Raw genomic sequence first — 15,842 nt, 5'->3', positions numbered from 1 at the left:
CTTATTCCTGCGGTTCTTCTTCGTCTGCGGCAGCATCGAGGGTTGGCTCGTCGACGCTGTCATCGCCGGCTGCGATCACCTCGCCATCGAATTCCTCGCCTTCCAGCTCCTCGCCTTCGACTTCCGATGGCTCCTGGACACGCTCCAGACCCACCAGGGTCTCGTCGCTGGCCAGCTTGATCAAGGTCACGCCCTGGGTGTTACGGCCCAGGCTCGACACTTCATCAACACGGGTACGTACGAGGGTGCCCTGGTCGGAAATCAGCATGATTTCCTCGCCATCGAGCACCTGGACCGCGCCGACCAGACGGCCGTTGCGATCGTTGCTGACCATGGCGATAACACCCTGGCCGCCACGCTTGTACTCGGGGAACTCGCCGATGGCGGTACGCTTGCCATAACCACGGGCCGAAGCGGTGAGGATCTGGCTGCCTTCTTCCGGGATCAGCATGGAAATCAGCTTCTGCCCTTCCGGCAGACGCATGCCGCGCACACCACGGGCGGTACGGCCCATGGCACGCACGTCGGATTCCTTGAAGCGTGTCACCTTGCCGCCGTCGGAGAACAGCATGACTTCACGCTCGCCATCGGTAATGGCTGCGGAAATCAGTACGTCGCCTTCGTCCAGCTCCAGGGCGATCAGGCCCACGCTGCGCTGGCGGCTGAAGGATTCCAGCGGGGTCTTCTTCACAGTGCCCTTGGCGGTGGCCATGAAGATGAAGTGACCTTCGGTGTATTCCTCGACCGGCAGCATGGTGGTGATGTATTCATCAGTGTCCAGCGGCAACAGGTTGACCAGCGGACGACCACGGGCGGCGCGGGACGCTTCCGGGATCTCGTAGGTCTTGAGCCAGTACACCTTGCCCTTGCTGGAGAACAGCAGCAGCGTGGTGTGGCTGTTGGCTACCAGCAGGTGAGCGATGTAGTCCTCATCCTTGACGCCCGTCGCCGACTTGCCTTTACCACCACGACGCTGGGCCTGGTATGCAGCCAACGGCTGGGTCTTGGCGTAGCCACCGTGGGAAATGGTCACCACGCGCTCTTCTTCCGGGATCATGTCACCCAGGGTCAGGTCGAGGCGCGCATCAAGGATTTCAGTGCGGCGCACGTCGCCGTATTCGGCGCGGATCACTTCCAGCTCTTCGCGGATCACTTCCATCAGGCGCACGGCGCTGTTGAGGATGCGGATCAGCTCGCCGATCTGGTTGAGGATTTCCTGGTACTCGGCCAGCAGCTTTTCGTGCTCGAGGCCGGTCAGGCGGTGCAGGCGCAGTTCCAGGATAGCCTGGGCCTGTTCCGGCGACAGGAAGTACTTGCCATCGCGCAGGCCGTATTGCGGGTCCAGGGTCTCCGGACGGCACGAATCGGCACCGGCACGTTCAACCATCGCTACTACCGCGCTGGATTCCCATGGCATCTTGATCAGTGCTTCCTTGGCCTCCGACGGCGTCGGCGAAGCCTTGATCAGGGCGATGACCGGGTCGATGTTCGACAGTGCAACCGCCTGGCCTTCCAGGATGTGCCCACGTTCACGGGCCTTGCGCAGTTCGAACACGGTACGGCGAGTAACCACTTCGCGACGGTGACGGACGAAGGCTTCCAGCAGATCCTTGAGGTTCAGGATGCGCGGGCGACCGTCGATCAGGGCCACGACGTTGATACCAAACACGCTTTGCAGCTGGGTCTGGGCGTAGAGGTTGTTGAGGATCACCTCAGGCACTTCGCCACGACGCAGCTCGATCACCACGCGCATACCGTCTTTGTCAGACTCGTCGCGCAGTTCAGTGATGCCTTCGAGTTTCTTCTCTTTAACCAGCTCGGCGATCTTCTCGATCAGACGCGCCTTGTTCAACTGGTAAGGCAGCTCGGTGATGACGATCTGCTGGCGGCCACCGACCTTGTCGATGTCTTCGATCATCGAACGGGCGCGCATATAGATGCGGCCACGACCGGTACGATAGGCTTCGATGATGCCGGCGCGACCGTTGATGATTGCGGCGGTCGGGAAGTCCGGGCCGGGGATGTACTGCATCAGCTCATCGACGGTCAGCTCAGGGTTGTCGATAAGCGCCAGGCAACCGTCGATGACTTCACCGAGGTTGTGTGGCGGGATGTTGGTGGCCATGCCCACGGCGATACCGCTGGAGCCGTTGACCAACAGGTTGGGAATACGGGTCGGCATGACCGCCGGGATCATTTCGGTGCCGTCGTAGTTCGGCACCCAGTCCACGGTTTCTTTATGCAGGTCGGCTAGCAGCTCGTGCGCCAGCTTGGTCATGCGTACTTCGGTGTATCGCATGGCTGCGGCGTTGTCGCCGTCCACCGAACCGAAGTTGCCCTGGCCGTCTACCAGCAGGTAGCGCAGGGAGAATGGCTGGGCCATCCGTACGATGGTGTCGTACACCGCAATGTCGCCGTGAGGGTGATACTTACCGATCACGTCACCGACAACACGGGCAGATTTCTTGTACGGCTTGTTCCAGTCGTTACCCAGCTCGCTCATCGCGAACAGCACACGCCGGTGCACGGGCTTCAAGCCATCGCGCGCATCAGGCAGTGCCCGCCCGACAATTACGCTCATTGCGTAGTCGAGGTAGGACTGTTTCAGCTCGTCTTCGATATTGACCGGGAGGATTTCTTTGGCCAGTTCGCCCATGAGAAGCCTGATTCCTTTTTCGGGTGAAACCTCGTCGCGTCCATATGAGACGAACGAAGCTCGCCGCTGCCGGCAAAGTGCCTGACAACGACTTACGACAAATCAACGAGTTATGACACGGATCTGCACGTTATAGGTAGCCCCTCGGGGCGACCCTGGAAACCGCCGAATGTTATCACAATCGCCGCCACGCACCTATCCCCCTGATGCGCATGGAGTGTAGTTAGTTGACCAGTGACAGGCTGAATGGAGCCGAGAGGCGCTCAGAGACCCAACGGCCTCGCAATTGAGCCCGCAATTGGCTGTATTTCGCCGCGCAAACGCCAATAGGCCTATAAATTGTCAGGCCCTTCAGGCCGACGCGCAGGAGAATGGGTGACATCCAACTCAATTTCCACATCCGGCGCAGCCGCCCCTGAAAACCATCCGCGCCTGCCCGGCGCCCTGAGAACCGTGGGCTGCCCGGCCCTGGCGTCGCTGATGCGCACGCCAATCCCCCCGGTAAGCTCGGCAATTCCCGGCACGCCGTCGGTGGTATTCATGTGGGCTGCTCCAACCCACGCGATCCATCTGCCGCCGTCTTCTGGGTGATAAGCCTGAATCTGACGAACAGCGAAGTAATTCATGTCTTCAATCCGGCTCGACATATCAATCGAAGGCCTGCCGGTGTAGCGATCCCTGCGCAGCGTCAAATAGTCATCATCCAGCCCACGCACCCTCAGGCCACAGGCCTGGGCCCTCCTTGACACCACGCTGCGCGCACTCACCGAACCGGGCGAAACCAATAGCATGGGCGACCCGGTGGCATGGCTACCCTCGATGTACAGCGTGCGAAAGCCGCGATCATAAAGCGCCTGCATCTTATCGGTCAGAAACGTGACACTGGCTTTTTCCGCATGGTTTTCCCCCAGCACCAAACCTTGCACCGATTCCGGCCACCCGCGAATCAGATCATCCACCGTGGCCGACGCCCCCAGAGAAAGCGCCTCGGGCCGAGGAGGTATCTGCACCGTCTCGAAGAATCGCCGACGATCCCGAACAAACCAGGCGTCATAGTAATCGACCGTTGAAGCAGGTAAACCGTGGAAACCGTGGCTGTTGAATCTGTATTGATCTGTTGTCAGATACTCCTCCACAGGCAATTCCATCGAGAGTTTCGAGCCGGATTTCCCCGCGCCCCTGACCCCGATCGAGTGCCAGTGCCCAGACCTGCCGGAGCGCAGAAAACCCACCTCGGTGCGCCGCTGGGCATCAATGACCTGTACGGTCAAACCGCCTTCGCCGTAGAGCTTGAAATCGCTTTTTATGCGCAATACCACTGCATTGCCCTGCCTATCCACCGGGCGAATCAAATACTCACCCGCCTGGGTGCGGTAAATACCCTTGGCATTAGGTTCCAAACCTCGGAGCAACACGACCGCTTCGTCGCGAGGCACGGCACTGGCCTTCCACGCCTCGGGGATGAGCGAGGCTGGCGTTGGCGGGCGCGACGCCTGTAGAAGGGACCGCGCAGGCACTGCCGGCGGGCTGAAAAACGGACTGCGGATCGCCAGGGGCCTGACACCGAGCACCTCGCCCCCCTCAATTACAGCATCCATACTCAGACGCCATCCACCAGGCCCATCACGCAGAACCAGCCCCGGAATAGCCTGACCGCGCGCCCGAAAATTACCCACCGCAGAGTGCGCCAACCGGCTCCAGAGCCGCGGGATCGAAGAGCCCCAATGAAGCCCCCAGGGCAGCATATCCAGCAGCATCCCTGCCACCTCTACCCCAAACATCAACTTATTGAAGGTCGATTGACGACTGACTTGCGCATTCGTATTGGCACCGCGCTGCGCAAGCTCTACCAAGCGAAAAACCTGCAAGTAGTACAGGGCTTGCAGCAGGGACGATCGACAAGGCACCAACTGCACATTCAAGGGCGGCAGACGCTCCAGTGGCTTCACGCCACTGAGGAAAAAAGTCGCCAGGCCCTCAGCGAAAAGCTGATATTTCAAACCCGACGAGACCAGGCTTTCAATCACTTGCTGGGACTTTACGCACAGTCGCTCCAGGAGATAGGCCCGCCACTGCGGCCTGCCGATCAATGCTATCAGCTCGCTATCTCCGGCCAACTCCCGCAAGTCCAGGCCGTCGGGCGCATTGGGTGCATAAAGCACCCGCTCGGCATCTTCTGCGGTCGAGATCACGACCAACCCCTGCACCCACTGGCTCCCCCCGCGCTCAGGCTCGGCGTCAGGCACCCCTAACATCAGGATATTTGCCACGACCGCCCGCCCCTCCACCCGAGGCCGAGCAGCGGGTGCCCATGCCGCCAGCACCGCCTCCACCCATTGCTGCGCACGTTTTTTCGCAGGGTCAGCCGTTAATACCGTTTTATAGATGGCTGGATTGAGCCGTGCCGACTGGGCTGCATACTCCAACGTGGCAGCCTGGCCCGCCATCCATGCCTGTGCCAGCCGCTCGGCCGCCGCCGAGGTGGCAGGCGGCGCGAATGTTTTCTTTAGAACGTCCTCGCAATAATGATGACCGGCATCGATTTCTTTTACCCAGCGCTCAATCGTCTCGCGCGACAGCTTAAGCGCCTCGCCACGCACGTCGAACACACGTCGCCCGTCGGCATACGTCAGGGACGCCTCGATATTGACCCTCGACGTCCAGGCGATGCTCCCTTCCCACGGTTTGAGGTTCTTGAGGGTCAGCTCAGTCAAGCCCATACGTTCGACGTACACGCTTTCAACAGGCGGCGTCACGCCCGGCTGGGATACATAGGTAACCCGAACAGCCTCGGTGCGCACGACGATGATCTTGTCCGGATCGATCTGCTCCACTGCAGAACCGGGCAAACCACGCGCCTCCAAAAAATCTCGCAGCCTGCCTCTGAGCTTCTGCCTGGCATATCCGTGCAACGACTCAAGGCCCTCAAGCAACGCTGCCAGAGCCTGGTTTTTTTCCTGCGCGGCCAGCGCCGCCTCCTGCAAGCGCTCCCGATCCGTTGCCGCCAACGCCTTTTGCCAACCCGGCGCGGCCTGTTCTTCCAACAACTGGTTACGCACTACAAAAGCTGGCGCCGTATCCAACTGGGGTGCCAGGTCAATGACTCTCTCCACCGTTCCAGGGCGCAGGCGATTATCAGCCTCAAGCACCAGGCGCAGATCTCGCTGCTGTTTGCTCAGCAAGGCTTCAACCCCGTGGGCGACAAAATCGCCTTCTATTACCTCCGGGACGAGCGCAAGCCGCCCCGTCCAACGGCCGGTTTGCTGGCCACGCACATCGGCTGGCAGGCCGCCGGCCAACAGGAGACCTTCGGGCGCACCCTCGTCAAGGCGCCGCCCCACCTCGGCATTAAGGCAGGCCAGGCTCGAAAACGCCTCAAATCCCTGGGTAACCGTCCACAACACCAGCGGCCCGCTGGGCGGGCTGACACTGTCCGGGCTAAGCATAAACGCCGTGGCAAATCGCTCCCCGCCGGTCAAAGTCAGACTGTAGATCCGGGGGCGTTGCGCAAGGGGAAACGCCAGCTCGCGGGCGACAGCAGTGGGGTATTTCAATACCTCGTCGATCAGTTGCCGATGGGACGAGGTCAAAGTGCCATCCATCGTGCGCAAGGCCGATTCGGTCGCCAGTATTTGCTTGCGCACCCGCGTCAGCAAATCGACGGGCGCGCCCTGGTCGCGCTGAGCCGTACTCCAAAATTCGCCCAGCAGCCCGGCAAATTGTTGTTTCAGCGTCATCACCAGGCTGCTCGGCGTGCCGACCTGCTGCAGCCTGTAACCTTCATCCAGGGTATTGGGTTCTACGTAAAACGCGCCGTCCGCATAGTCGTCAGTACCACCGCCCTCCCATAGCGTATCGAGCAGCGATTCCAGCGTCTGGGACGCATATGGCCGCCCATCGGTTCGAGAACGGGTGAAATAGATCTGCAAGGGGCTGATCTTCCCGCTGAAGCTGGGGAACAGTGTTTTCAACTGCTGTTGGAAAAACCCATCAAACCCGGGCGCGCCCGCAAGCAATTGCCCCGTCAAACGGTTTAGCTTGTTTATCTGCCGTATCAGGTTCTGTTGCTGGTCGCCCACGGCAATGCCAGCAGAGGGCACCACCGGCAACGTATCAGGGCGAAGCGGGCGCCGGAGCAGGTCCCCCGGCAAGCCTGTGGGCAGCGCCAGCACCTGCGCAACCCGGGTATCAATCCCCGACCGGACGGGCAAAAAAGCGGCGCGCGCATTGACCCGTTGCTGGGCCAGTTGCTCGTCCAGGACCTGCCCCAGCAGAGAACCCCGGGCATCCGGGAGCATCCCCACCAGCCCCCAATACGCGCGCCGCTCCCGGCGCAAGGCAAGCACTTGCTCGCGCTCAGGCTGCGCAACGTTTACGAGGATTTCATCGCGCTCCCCCGCGACTGCCTGCCGCAAGCTGAGAGCGGCCAATATTGCAGAGTCGCTGGCAAACTCCTCCAGGCCGCGCTGCGGCGTATAAAGCAGCACCGGCCGACTTTTGGTCAGCCCTCCCCGCCACGCCAACACAAACGCAGCCGACAGATTGATATCCTGGCCTGCGCCTCTGAGCACCAGGCGAAACATTGCCACCTTGGGCGGGTCGCTCGCGGGTTGGGACTGCTCGGCAAGCAGGCTGCGCGCCAGGGCCCAGCCATCGGCCGTGAGCCCAACCGTCGGATCCGCCAGGTTATCGGCCCTGCGTAACGCCGCTTCTGCCGCCAGTTCACCCTGGCGATAACGCAGCCAGGTGTCACGCGAGGTCAACTCATTGCCTTGGCGAACAGGGTTGTACCAGAACCGGTCCAGGTGCTGGCGGAAATGCTCGAACAGCCCCTGAAGATGCTGATTGAGCACCTCGACGAACGTTTCAGGATCAATATCGAGCAGGCTCTGGTGGCCCGTTGCAGGGTTGATCGCAGAAAAACCGTTTATGGAGGAGTCGAGCGGGGCCGCGCCTGACACCAGGATCTCCTGCATCGCCTGGGTCATTGAACGCGGCGTGACACCGGATGGCAGCTCCTCCAGCAGCCACACCGTATCAGGGTCGATTTCCAGCTCGGGAAATTGGCGATCAAGCGCCTGCTGGAACGCTTCGCCACTGATGCGCGCCAGCGACGGCTGGTGCCGCACCAGGCGTTCGCAAAATGCACTCTCGGCTTGCAGCTGTTGCAGATGCCAGGCCCGGCTGGGCACTGGAAGGACGCCCATCAACTCACGGTCGTCAATGAGCGGGTCAGGCATGGAAGCAGATGTAACGGTAGACATGAATAGGTGCCCCGAAGGTGATCATGGGCCACGGCCACATCGTCATGCTCGCGGGCGCTGACGCCCACACTCAGAAATGCCGTGACATTGATCACCATCCTGCGAGAACCCCTCGCCCAGACGGCCTTACACTTGTACTACTGACCGCCTCAATGCAGACGCTTGCGGCACATCAACTTTGCCAATTTGGCCGTATCCGGTCGCTCGACGATGCCTTTTTCAGTCACGATCACGTCAATCAAGTCGGCCGGGGTCACGTCAAATACCGGGTTAAAAGCCGCTACATCGGCGGCAAAGCGCTGCCCGGCGACTTCCAGCAACTCGCCGGCATCCCGCTCTTCGAGGGCGACGTCATCGCCAGTAGCCATCATCAAGTCCAGGGTAGAGCTGGATGCCACCACCATAAAGCGCACGCCGTGGTGCATGGCACACACCGCCAACTGGTAGGTGCCGATCTTGCTGATCACATCGCCATTGGCCGCGATGCAGTCGGCGCCGACAATCACCCAGGTCACGCCCTTGGTCTTGAGGATATGTGCGCCGGCCGAGTCGGCATTCACCGTGACCGGGATACCCTCGCCCGCCAATTCCCAGGCGGTCAGCCGCGAGCCTTGCAGCCAGGGGCGAGTTTCGTTGGCATAAACCTGCTCGACCATGCCTTCCAGAAACGCCGCACGGATTACCCCGAGCGCAGTACCCACACCGCCGGTGGCCAATGCCCCCGCGTTGCCATGGGTCAGGATGGCCTGAGCATTGCCCTGGTGCTTGCGGATCAACTCGACGCCCAGTTGCGCCATGGTCAGGTTGGCTTCGCGGTCACTTTCATGGATCGCGATGGCTTCGGCCTCCAGCACCGCCAATGGGTCGGCGTGGTTCTTGAGGCGGTCGAGGCGGTCGCGCATGCGCTTGAGGGCCCAGAACAGGTTCGACGCGGTGGGCCTGGAGTCGGCCAGCAGCGCGTAGTCTTCTTCCCACGACGCCTGCCAGTCACCGCCCTCGGCGATGCGCTCGCGGGCGGCGAGCACCAGGCCGTAGGCGGCACTGATGCCGATCGCCGGCGCGCCGCGCACCACCATCGCGCGAATGGCTGCAGCCACCTCGTCGACCGTCGCGCATGTCACCCAGCTTTCCCGGGATGGCAGCGCACGCTGATCGAGCAGGTGCAGTGCGCCATCACGCCACTCTATGGCCTTCACTTTCTCTGCTGCCAACAGTCGATCGCGCATCCATCACCCCGTACTCATCAACAAAAGCCGCCGATTATAGCGATCCGCCCGCCAGGGCGCTCGGGTATACTTCGCCCTCTTTATATGACCGCCCCGGACGATGCTCGCTATGACACCACCCGCCGCCCCGCTCGACTTATTGCTGCTGCCAAGCTGGCTGGTACCGGTCGAACCTGCGGGCGTGGTGCTCAAGGCACATGGCCTGGGCATTCGCGATGGGCGCATCGCGTTTATCGGCCCGCGCGACCAGGCGCTGAAGCTGGCGGCCCATGAAGTGCGCGAGTTGCCGGGGGTGCTACTGAGCCCGGGCCTGGTGAATGCCCACGGCCACGCGGCCATGAGCCTGTTTCGCGGCCTGGCCGACGACCTGCCACTGATGACCTGGCTGCAACAGCATATCTGGCCGGCCGAAGCCAAGTGGGTCGACGAGGCCTTCGTGCGCGACGGCACCGACCTGGCAATTGCCGAGCAAATCAAAGGCGGCATCAGTTGCTTCTCGGACATGTACTTCTTCCCCAAGGTCGCCAGCGAGCGCGTGCATAACAGCGGCATGCGTGCGCAGATTGCGATTCCGATCCTCGACTTCCCGATCCCCGGCGCGGCCACTGCCGACGAGGCAATCCGCCAGGGCGTGGAGCTGTTTGGCGACCTCAAGCATCACCCGCGGATCAAAATCGCCTTTGGCCCCCATGCGCCCTACACCGTCAGCGATGCAAACCTGGAAAAAGTCCGGGTCATCGCCGAGGAGCTGGACGCCGCGATTCATATGCACGTCCACGAAACCGCCGGTGAAGTGCAGCAGTCCGTCGAACAGTACGGCGAGCGGCCCCTGGCCCGCCTTGCACGCCTGGGCTTGCTCGGCCCGCGCTTGCAGGCCGTTCATATGACCCAAATCAGCGAAGAAGACCTGGCGTTGCTGGTAGAAAGCAACAGCAGTGTGATCCATTGCCCGGAATCCAACCTGAAACTGGCCAGTGGCTTCTGCCCGGTGGAACGCCTGTGGCAGGCCGGCGTCAATGTGGCAGTAGGCACCGACGGCGCGGCAAGCAACAATGACCTCGACCTGCTGGGCGAAACCCGCACCGCCGCGCTACTGGCCAAGGCCGTCGCCGGCTCGGCCAGCGCCCTGGATGCCCATCGCGCGCTGCGCATGGCCACCCTCAACGGCGCACGGGCCATGGGCCTGGAAACGGAAATCGGCTCGCTGGAAGTGGGCAAGGCTGCAGATATCGTGGCCTTCGACCTCTCGGGCCTGGCCCAGCAACCGATCTACGATCCGGTGTCACAGCTTATATATGCCACTGGGCGCGATTGTGTGAAACACCTTTGGGTCGGCGGCAAGCAACTGCTCGACGACCGGCAACTGACGCGCATGGATGAACAACAGCTGAGCGCCACGGCCATTGCCTGGGGCCGGCGCATCAGCGGACACCACGAATAACGCCGGCCCCGGATCGAAATTCCTGGCCAGGCAAAACGTTTTATCGGATTTAGAGGACTACCCATGAGTAACGTCGACCACGCCGAAATCGCCAAATTCGAAGCCCTGGCTCATCGCTGGTGGGACCGCGAAAGCGAGTTCAAGCCCCTGCACGACATCAACCCGCTGCGGGTCAACTGGATCGACGAGCGGGTCAACCTGGCCGGCAAGAAAGTCCTCGACGTGGGCTGCGGTGGCGGTATTCTCAGCGAAGCCATGGCCCAGCGCGGCGCCACGGTGATGGGTATCGACATGGGCGAAGCGCCCCTGGCCGTGGCCCAACTGCATCAACTGGAGTCGGGCGTGAGCGTCGAATACCGGCAGATCACCGCCGAAGCCCTGGCCGAAGAAATGCCCGAGCAGTTCGACGTGGTGACCTGCCTGGAGATGCTGGAGCACGTGCCCGACCCATCGTCGGTGATCCGTGCCTGCTTCCGTTTGGTCAAGCCCGGCGGCCAGGTGTTTTTCTCCACCATCAACCGCAACCCGAAGGCCTACCTGTTCGCGATCATCGGTGCCGAATACATCATGAAGCTGCTGCCGCGCGGCACCCATGACTTCAAGAAGTTTATCCGTCCTTCCGAGCTGGGTGCCTGGAGCCGTCAGGCCGGGCTGACCGTCAAGGACATCATCGGCCTGACCTACAACCCCCTGACCAAGCACTACAAGCTGGCCAGCGACGTCGACGTCAACTACATGATCCAGACCCTGCGAGAGGAATAAGCCTGTGAAGTTGAAAGCGGTTCTTTTCGACATGGACGGTACGCTGCTCGATACCGCGCCGGACTTTATCGCCATCTGCCAGGCCATGCGCACCGAGCGCGGGCTTGCACCGATCAACGACCAGCATATCCGCGATGAAATTTCCGGCGGCGCCCGGGCCATGGTCGCCGTGACATTTTCCATGGACCCGGAGTCCCCAGGCTTTGAAGAGCTGCGCCTGGAGTTCCTCGAACGCTACGTCAAGGGCTGCGCGATCCATAGCAAGCTGTTTGATGGCATGGCCGAACTGCTGGAAGACATCGAGCGCTCCAAGCTGATCTGGGGCGTGGTGACCAACAAGCCATTGCGCTTTGCCGAGCCGATCATGGAGCAACTGGGCCTGGCCCAGCGCTCGGCGCTGCTGATCTGCCCGGACCACGTAAAGAACAGCAAACCCGACCCGGAGCCGCTGATCCTGGCCTGCAAGATGCTCGACCTGGACCCGGCCAGCGTGCTGTTCGTGGGTGACGACCTGCGGGATATCGAATCGGGCCGCGACGCCGGGACCCGCACCGCCGCCGTCACCTATGGTTATATCCACCCCGACGACAACGCCCGCAACTGGGGCGCCGACGTTGTGGTCGATCACCCGCTGGAGCTGCGCAAGGTGCTCGATAGCGCACTCTGCAGCTGCTGACACTGAAACACTGAGATCAATGTGGGAGCTGGCTTGCCAGCGATAGCGGTGAATCAGCTGCCGCTTTATTGACTGACACTGCGCTATCGCGAGCGAGCCCGCCCCACATTCAGACTGAATTTTTGTTGAGGTCGATTATGTTTGATTACTCCGCACGCCCAGAATTGCTCAAGGATCGGGTCATCCTGGTCACCGGCGCCGGCCGCGGGATTGGTGCAGCGGCGGCCAAGACCTACGCCGCCCACGGTGCCACCGTGCTGTTGCTGGGCAAGACCGAGGCCAACCTGGCCCAGGTCTACGATGAAATCGAAGCCGCCGGCCACCCGCAGCCGGTGGTGATCCCGTTCAACCTGGAAACCGCCCTGCCCCATCAATACGACGAGCTGGCGGCGATGATCGAAAAAGAATTCGGCCATCTCGACGGGCTGCTGCACAACGCCTCGATCATTGGTCCGCGCACGCCGATCGAACAGCTGTCGGGCGAGAACTTCATGCGCGTCATGCATATCAACGTCAACGCCATGTTTATGCTGACCGCCACCCTGCTGCCCCTGCTCAAGCTGTCCCAGGATGCTTCGGTGGTGTTCACCTCCAGCAGCGTCGGGCGCAAGGGCCGGGCCTACTGGGGCGCCTATGGCGTGTCGAAGTTCGCCACCGAAGGCCTGATGCAGACCCTGGCCGACGAACTCGACACCGTGGCGGCAGTGCGCGCCAACAGCATCAACCCCGGCGCCACCCGGACCAGCATGCGTGCCCAGGCTTACCCTGGGGAAAACCCGGCCAACAACCCGCTGCCGGAAGAGATCATGCCGGTGTACCTGTACCTGATGGGCCCGGACAGCTCGGGGATCAATGGGCAGGCGTTCGACGCGCAATAATCTTCGGACATGACACTACGCCATTGTGGGGCTTGTGTGGGAGCGGGCTTGCCCGCGATGGCCTTAGGTATCTATACAACTCTTTCGTGGTTCTTGGGGTTGTGTACATATCCTTTGCTGCGGTAACGGCGGCTATTGGTTCCGCCCTTACGGCGGCTCACTTTGGAGAAGCGCCAAAGTAAGCAAAACGCTCTTGCCCCACCACTCGGCACCTCGCCTTGGCTCGGTGTGCCCGTCATCCGACATTGATTTGGGGGGCCGCCGCGATGGGCCATCCATGGCCCAGCGCGGCTAACCCGGCGTCCTGCCGGGTTACCCCCCAAATCAATATCGGATGACGGCCAGCGTGGTTTAACGGGGCGCCTCAGATCAAAAGCAAAGCGAGGCGGCCTGACAGCCGACCTGATCGTCGAAGCGTGCGCGTACCCCTGTGGGAGCTGGCTTGCCTGCGATGGCGCTGTATCAGTCGATAAATGTATTGGCTGATGTACCGCCATCGCAGGCAAGCCAGCTCCCACAGGGGGGGGGGAATGCAGCTTCGCGCTCTGGCATTGCTGTTGCTGTTGCTCTGCTTTTGATCTGGCTTTTGATCTTGATCTTAGGCGCCCCGTTAAACCACGATGGCCGCAGGCAGGTATTGCGCAGTGGGCACCCCGGCATGGATGCCGGGGTAGCCGCGACACGGCCAGGGATGGCCGATCGCAGCGGGCCCACGGAGCAATGCCTGACTGCGGGCATGCCGAGCCTAGGCGAGGCACCGAGTGGTGGGGCAAGAGCGCTTTGCTTACTTTGGCGCTCTTCCAAAGTGAGCCGCCGTAAGGGCGGAACCCTAAGTGGCCGTGACCGCAGCAACGGATATGTACACATACCCAGAAAAAAGTTGTGTGATACCTACCGCCATCGCAAGCAAGCCCACCCGCCAAAATGGGCCTGCGCCAAATTTCCACCGCGCCTTTTCCTCAATAAATCCCATCCCCTTGTTTTATAAGCACAAAAAACTAATTGCACTAAATGGCACGCTTTTCGCTCCAATTTGCTTAAGCAGGCAGCGCGACATCAAGACGTGCGACATGGGATCAGGGGTTATAACCCCCGGCAAAGCGGACTAGACTGTTACCCAAGTTTTACGGAACTGAAGGAACAGTAAGGCGCCCGCCAGTAACCGCTCCCATCGAGCCTGTAAGACAGCATTCTGTGCTTAGAGGCCTTCCCGTTTATGAAAACACCGACCCAGACCAACGCAATTGACTTCGACAGTGCCAAATTGCAACGCCTGGGCTTTGGCCAGCCTTCCATCGTCGCCCGCCGCCCCATCAGCCTTGCGCAACTGCGCCAGCAACTGAATCTGCAATTGCAGACCAGCCTGGAAGCGGAGCGGATCCTCGGCCTGTTTTTTCGCGAAGTGCAGCGCCTGGTCCCCCTGGACGCCCTGCAATACCGCCATGAAACCAGCGACCTGCGTCTGGAATATGGCCAGCGCGGTCATCACTCCGTGAGTTACAGCCTCAGCCATCAGGGCGAGCACCTGGGGGAGTTGGTGTTTCGCCGCAACCAGCGCTTCAGCGAAGAGGAACAGGGCAACCTGGAATCACTGCTGGCCAGCCTGCTGTACCCCATGCGCAATGCCTTGCTGTATCGCGCCGCGACCCGCAGCGCCCTGCGCGATCCATTGACCGAGACCGGCAACCGCGTCGCCATGGACCAGACCCTGGGCCGGGAGATCGAGATGGCCAAGCGGCATCTGCATCCGCTGTCCTTGCTGATGCTCGACATCGATCACTTCAAGCGCATCAACGACAGCCACGGCCACGCCACCGGCGACAAAGTGCTCAAGGCCGTCGCAGCCTCGATCAAAAGCCAGTTGCGCAATGTGGATATGGTGTTTCGGTTTGGCGGGGACGAGTTCCTGATCCTGCTTTCCAACACCAGCCGCGATGCCGCCACCATGGTCGGCGAACGCTTGCGCCAGGCAGCACAGGCCCAGGACTACTGGGCGGACACCACGCGTATCGAATTGACGGTGAGCCTGGGTTGCGCGACCTTGCTGGTAGGCGAGTCGGCCGAAAGCTTGCTGCGCCGGGCCGACAGCGCCTTGTACGTGGCCAAGCGCGAAGGCCGCAACCGCCTGGCAATGGCGGGGTAACCCCTACCCCGCCCTGCCGGGGTCAGGCTTCGCTGGCCGCCAGTACCTGGCGTTCGCGGATCACCGGGGTTTTCTCCAACTGCATGCAACGCTCCAGGAACAGGTACATGTAGTCGTAGCTCTTGCACACGGCCTGGCGCAACTCCACTTGCAACGCCTTGCTCGGGTTCATCCCCGCCAGGGTGCAGATGATTTCCAGCGCTTCCCACGGGTGGGCGTCGTCGTACTGGGCATGCATCTTCAGCCACTTCATGGCGCGCTTGCGATCTTCTTCGGGGAACGCTGCGGCATACACGCCCGTCGAACACACCAGCGCAGACCACTCCCCAGTGGCCCCCTCGATGGCGTAGTTGGTAGCGGCAATCGCAACAATCAACGAATCGGTCGAACTGGTGTGCCAGCACCAATGACTCAGTGCGTGCAACTCGGGCGGCACGTTCTGCGCTTGCAGTTCTTCCAGGCCCACGCCATGGGCGCGTGCCCAATGCATCCAATAGTCGGCATGGTTCAGTTCCACGCGAATATTGCGCATCAACCAACGCCGCGCCATATCCTCGCCAGGATGACGGGCAAACTTGGTCTTGGTCAGGTTTTGTGCCATGTACAACGCGAACTGTTCCACCACTGGCCAGCCACCAATCAGGTATTGGCGCATGGTCTTGGCACTGAGCTTGTTATCGCGCATGCGCTGGTACAGTTCGTGTTCGACAACTCGGCGCTTGCTCTCGCTACAGTCCTGGATCAATTGCTGAGCCCAGGTGGGGTAACTTGAGGCTTCCATAAGCGGGCCGGTTCT

9 protein-coding genes are annotated in these 15,842 nt (G+C 61.5%); 5 read left to right on the top strand and 4 right to left on the bottom strand.

Annotated features, from left to right (window positions below):
* Position 1: 1 nt before the first annotated feature.
* From gyrA to mtnA, 3 genes are all read right to left on the bottom strand, one after another.
* Complete coding sequence (gyrA, locus tag K1X80_RS10275; RefSeq protein WP_170060021.1) at positions 2 to 2,656, bottom strand: DNA gyrase subunit A; 2,655 nt, start codon at positions 2,654 to 2,656, stop codon at positions 2 to 4.
* Positions 2,657 to 2,988: 332 nt separating this feature from the next.
* A complete protein-coding gene (locus tag K1X80_RS10270; protein WP_220172872.1) occupies positions 2,989 to 7,920 on the bottom strand; it encodes a membrane-targeted effector domain-containing toxin in 4,932 nt (1,643 codons plus the stop codon).
* Between the two features lie 149 nt (positions 7,921 to 8,069).
* Positions 8,070 to 9,146: an S-methyl-5-thioribose-1-phosphate isomerase gene (mtnA, locus tag K1X80_RS10265; protein ID WP_057439224.1), complete on the bottom strand. Its 1,077-nt coding sequence runs from the start codon at positions 9,144 to 9,146 to the stop codon at positions 8,070 to 8,072.
* Between the two features lie 109 nt (positions 9,147 to 9,255).
* Between mtnA and K1X80_RS10260 the strand changes: the two genes are divergently transcribed.
* From K1X80_RS10260 to K1X80_RS10240, 5 genes are all read left to right on the top strand, one after another.
* A complete protein-coding gene (locus tag K1X80_RS10260; RefSeq protein ID WP_057958895.1) occupies positions 9,256 to 10,587 on the top strand; it encodes a TRZ/ATZ family hydrolase in 1,332 nt (443 codons plus the stop codon).
* A 63-nt stretch (positions 10,588 to 10,650) separates the two neighbouring features.
* The gene (ubiG, locus tag K1X80_RS10255; protein WP_220172871.1) at positions 10,651 to 11,349 is read left to right on the top strand and encodes a bifunctional 2-polyprenyl-6-hydroxyphenol methylase/3-demethylubiquinol 3-O-methyltransferase UbiG; all 699 of its coding nucleotides are present in this window, start codon (positions 10,651 to 10,653) and stop codon (positions 11,347 to 11,349) included.
* A 4-nt stretch (positions 11,350 to 11,353) separates the two neighbouring features.
* Positions 11,354 to 12,025 (top strand): N-acetylmuramic acid 6-phosphate phosphatase MupP, encoded by a 672-nt coding sequence (gene mupP / locus K1X80_RS10250; protein ID WP_057439225.1) that lies wholly within the window; start codon positions 11,354 to 11,356, stop codon positions 12,023 to 12,025.
* A 137-nt stretch (positions 12,026 to 12,162) separates the two neighbouring features.
* The gene (locus K1X80_RS10245) at positions 12,163 to 12,903 is read left to right on the top strand and encodes a YciK family oxidoreductase (protein ID WP_032863166.1); all 741 of its coding nucleotides are present in this window, start codon (positions 12,163 to 12,165) and stop codon (positions 12,901 to 12,903) included.
* Positions 12,904 to 14,119: 1,216 nt separating this feature from the next.
* Positions 14,120 to 15,046 (top strand): GGDEF domain-containing protein, encoded by a 927-nt coding sequence (locus K1X80_RS10240; protein ID WP_057445202.1) that lies wholly within the window; start codon positions 14,120 to 14,122, stop codon positions 15,044 to 15,046.
* A gap of 22 nt (positions 15,047 to 15,068) precedes the next feature.
* Here the strand turns inward: K1X80_RS10240 and K1X80_RS10235 are convergent, their stop codons facing one another.
* Positions 15,069 to 15,827, bottom strand: coding sequence for a TenA family transcriptional regulator (locus K1X80_RS10235; RefSeq protein ID WP_408980319.1), 759 nt, complete (start codon positions 15,825 to 15,827; stop codon positions 15,069 to 15,071).
* Positions 15,828 to 15,842 lie beyond the last annotated feature (15 nt).

It is taken from the genome of Pseudomonas sp. So3.2b (assembly GCF_019464415.1).
Lineage (GTDB): Bacteria > Pseudomonadota > Gammaproteobacteria > Pseudomonadales > Pseudomonadaceae > Aquipseudomonas > Aquipseudomonas shahriarae.
This window is presented reverse-complemented; position numbering and strand designations above follow the sequence as displayed.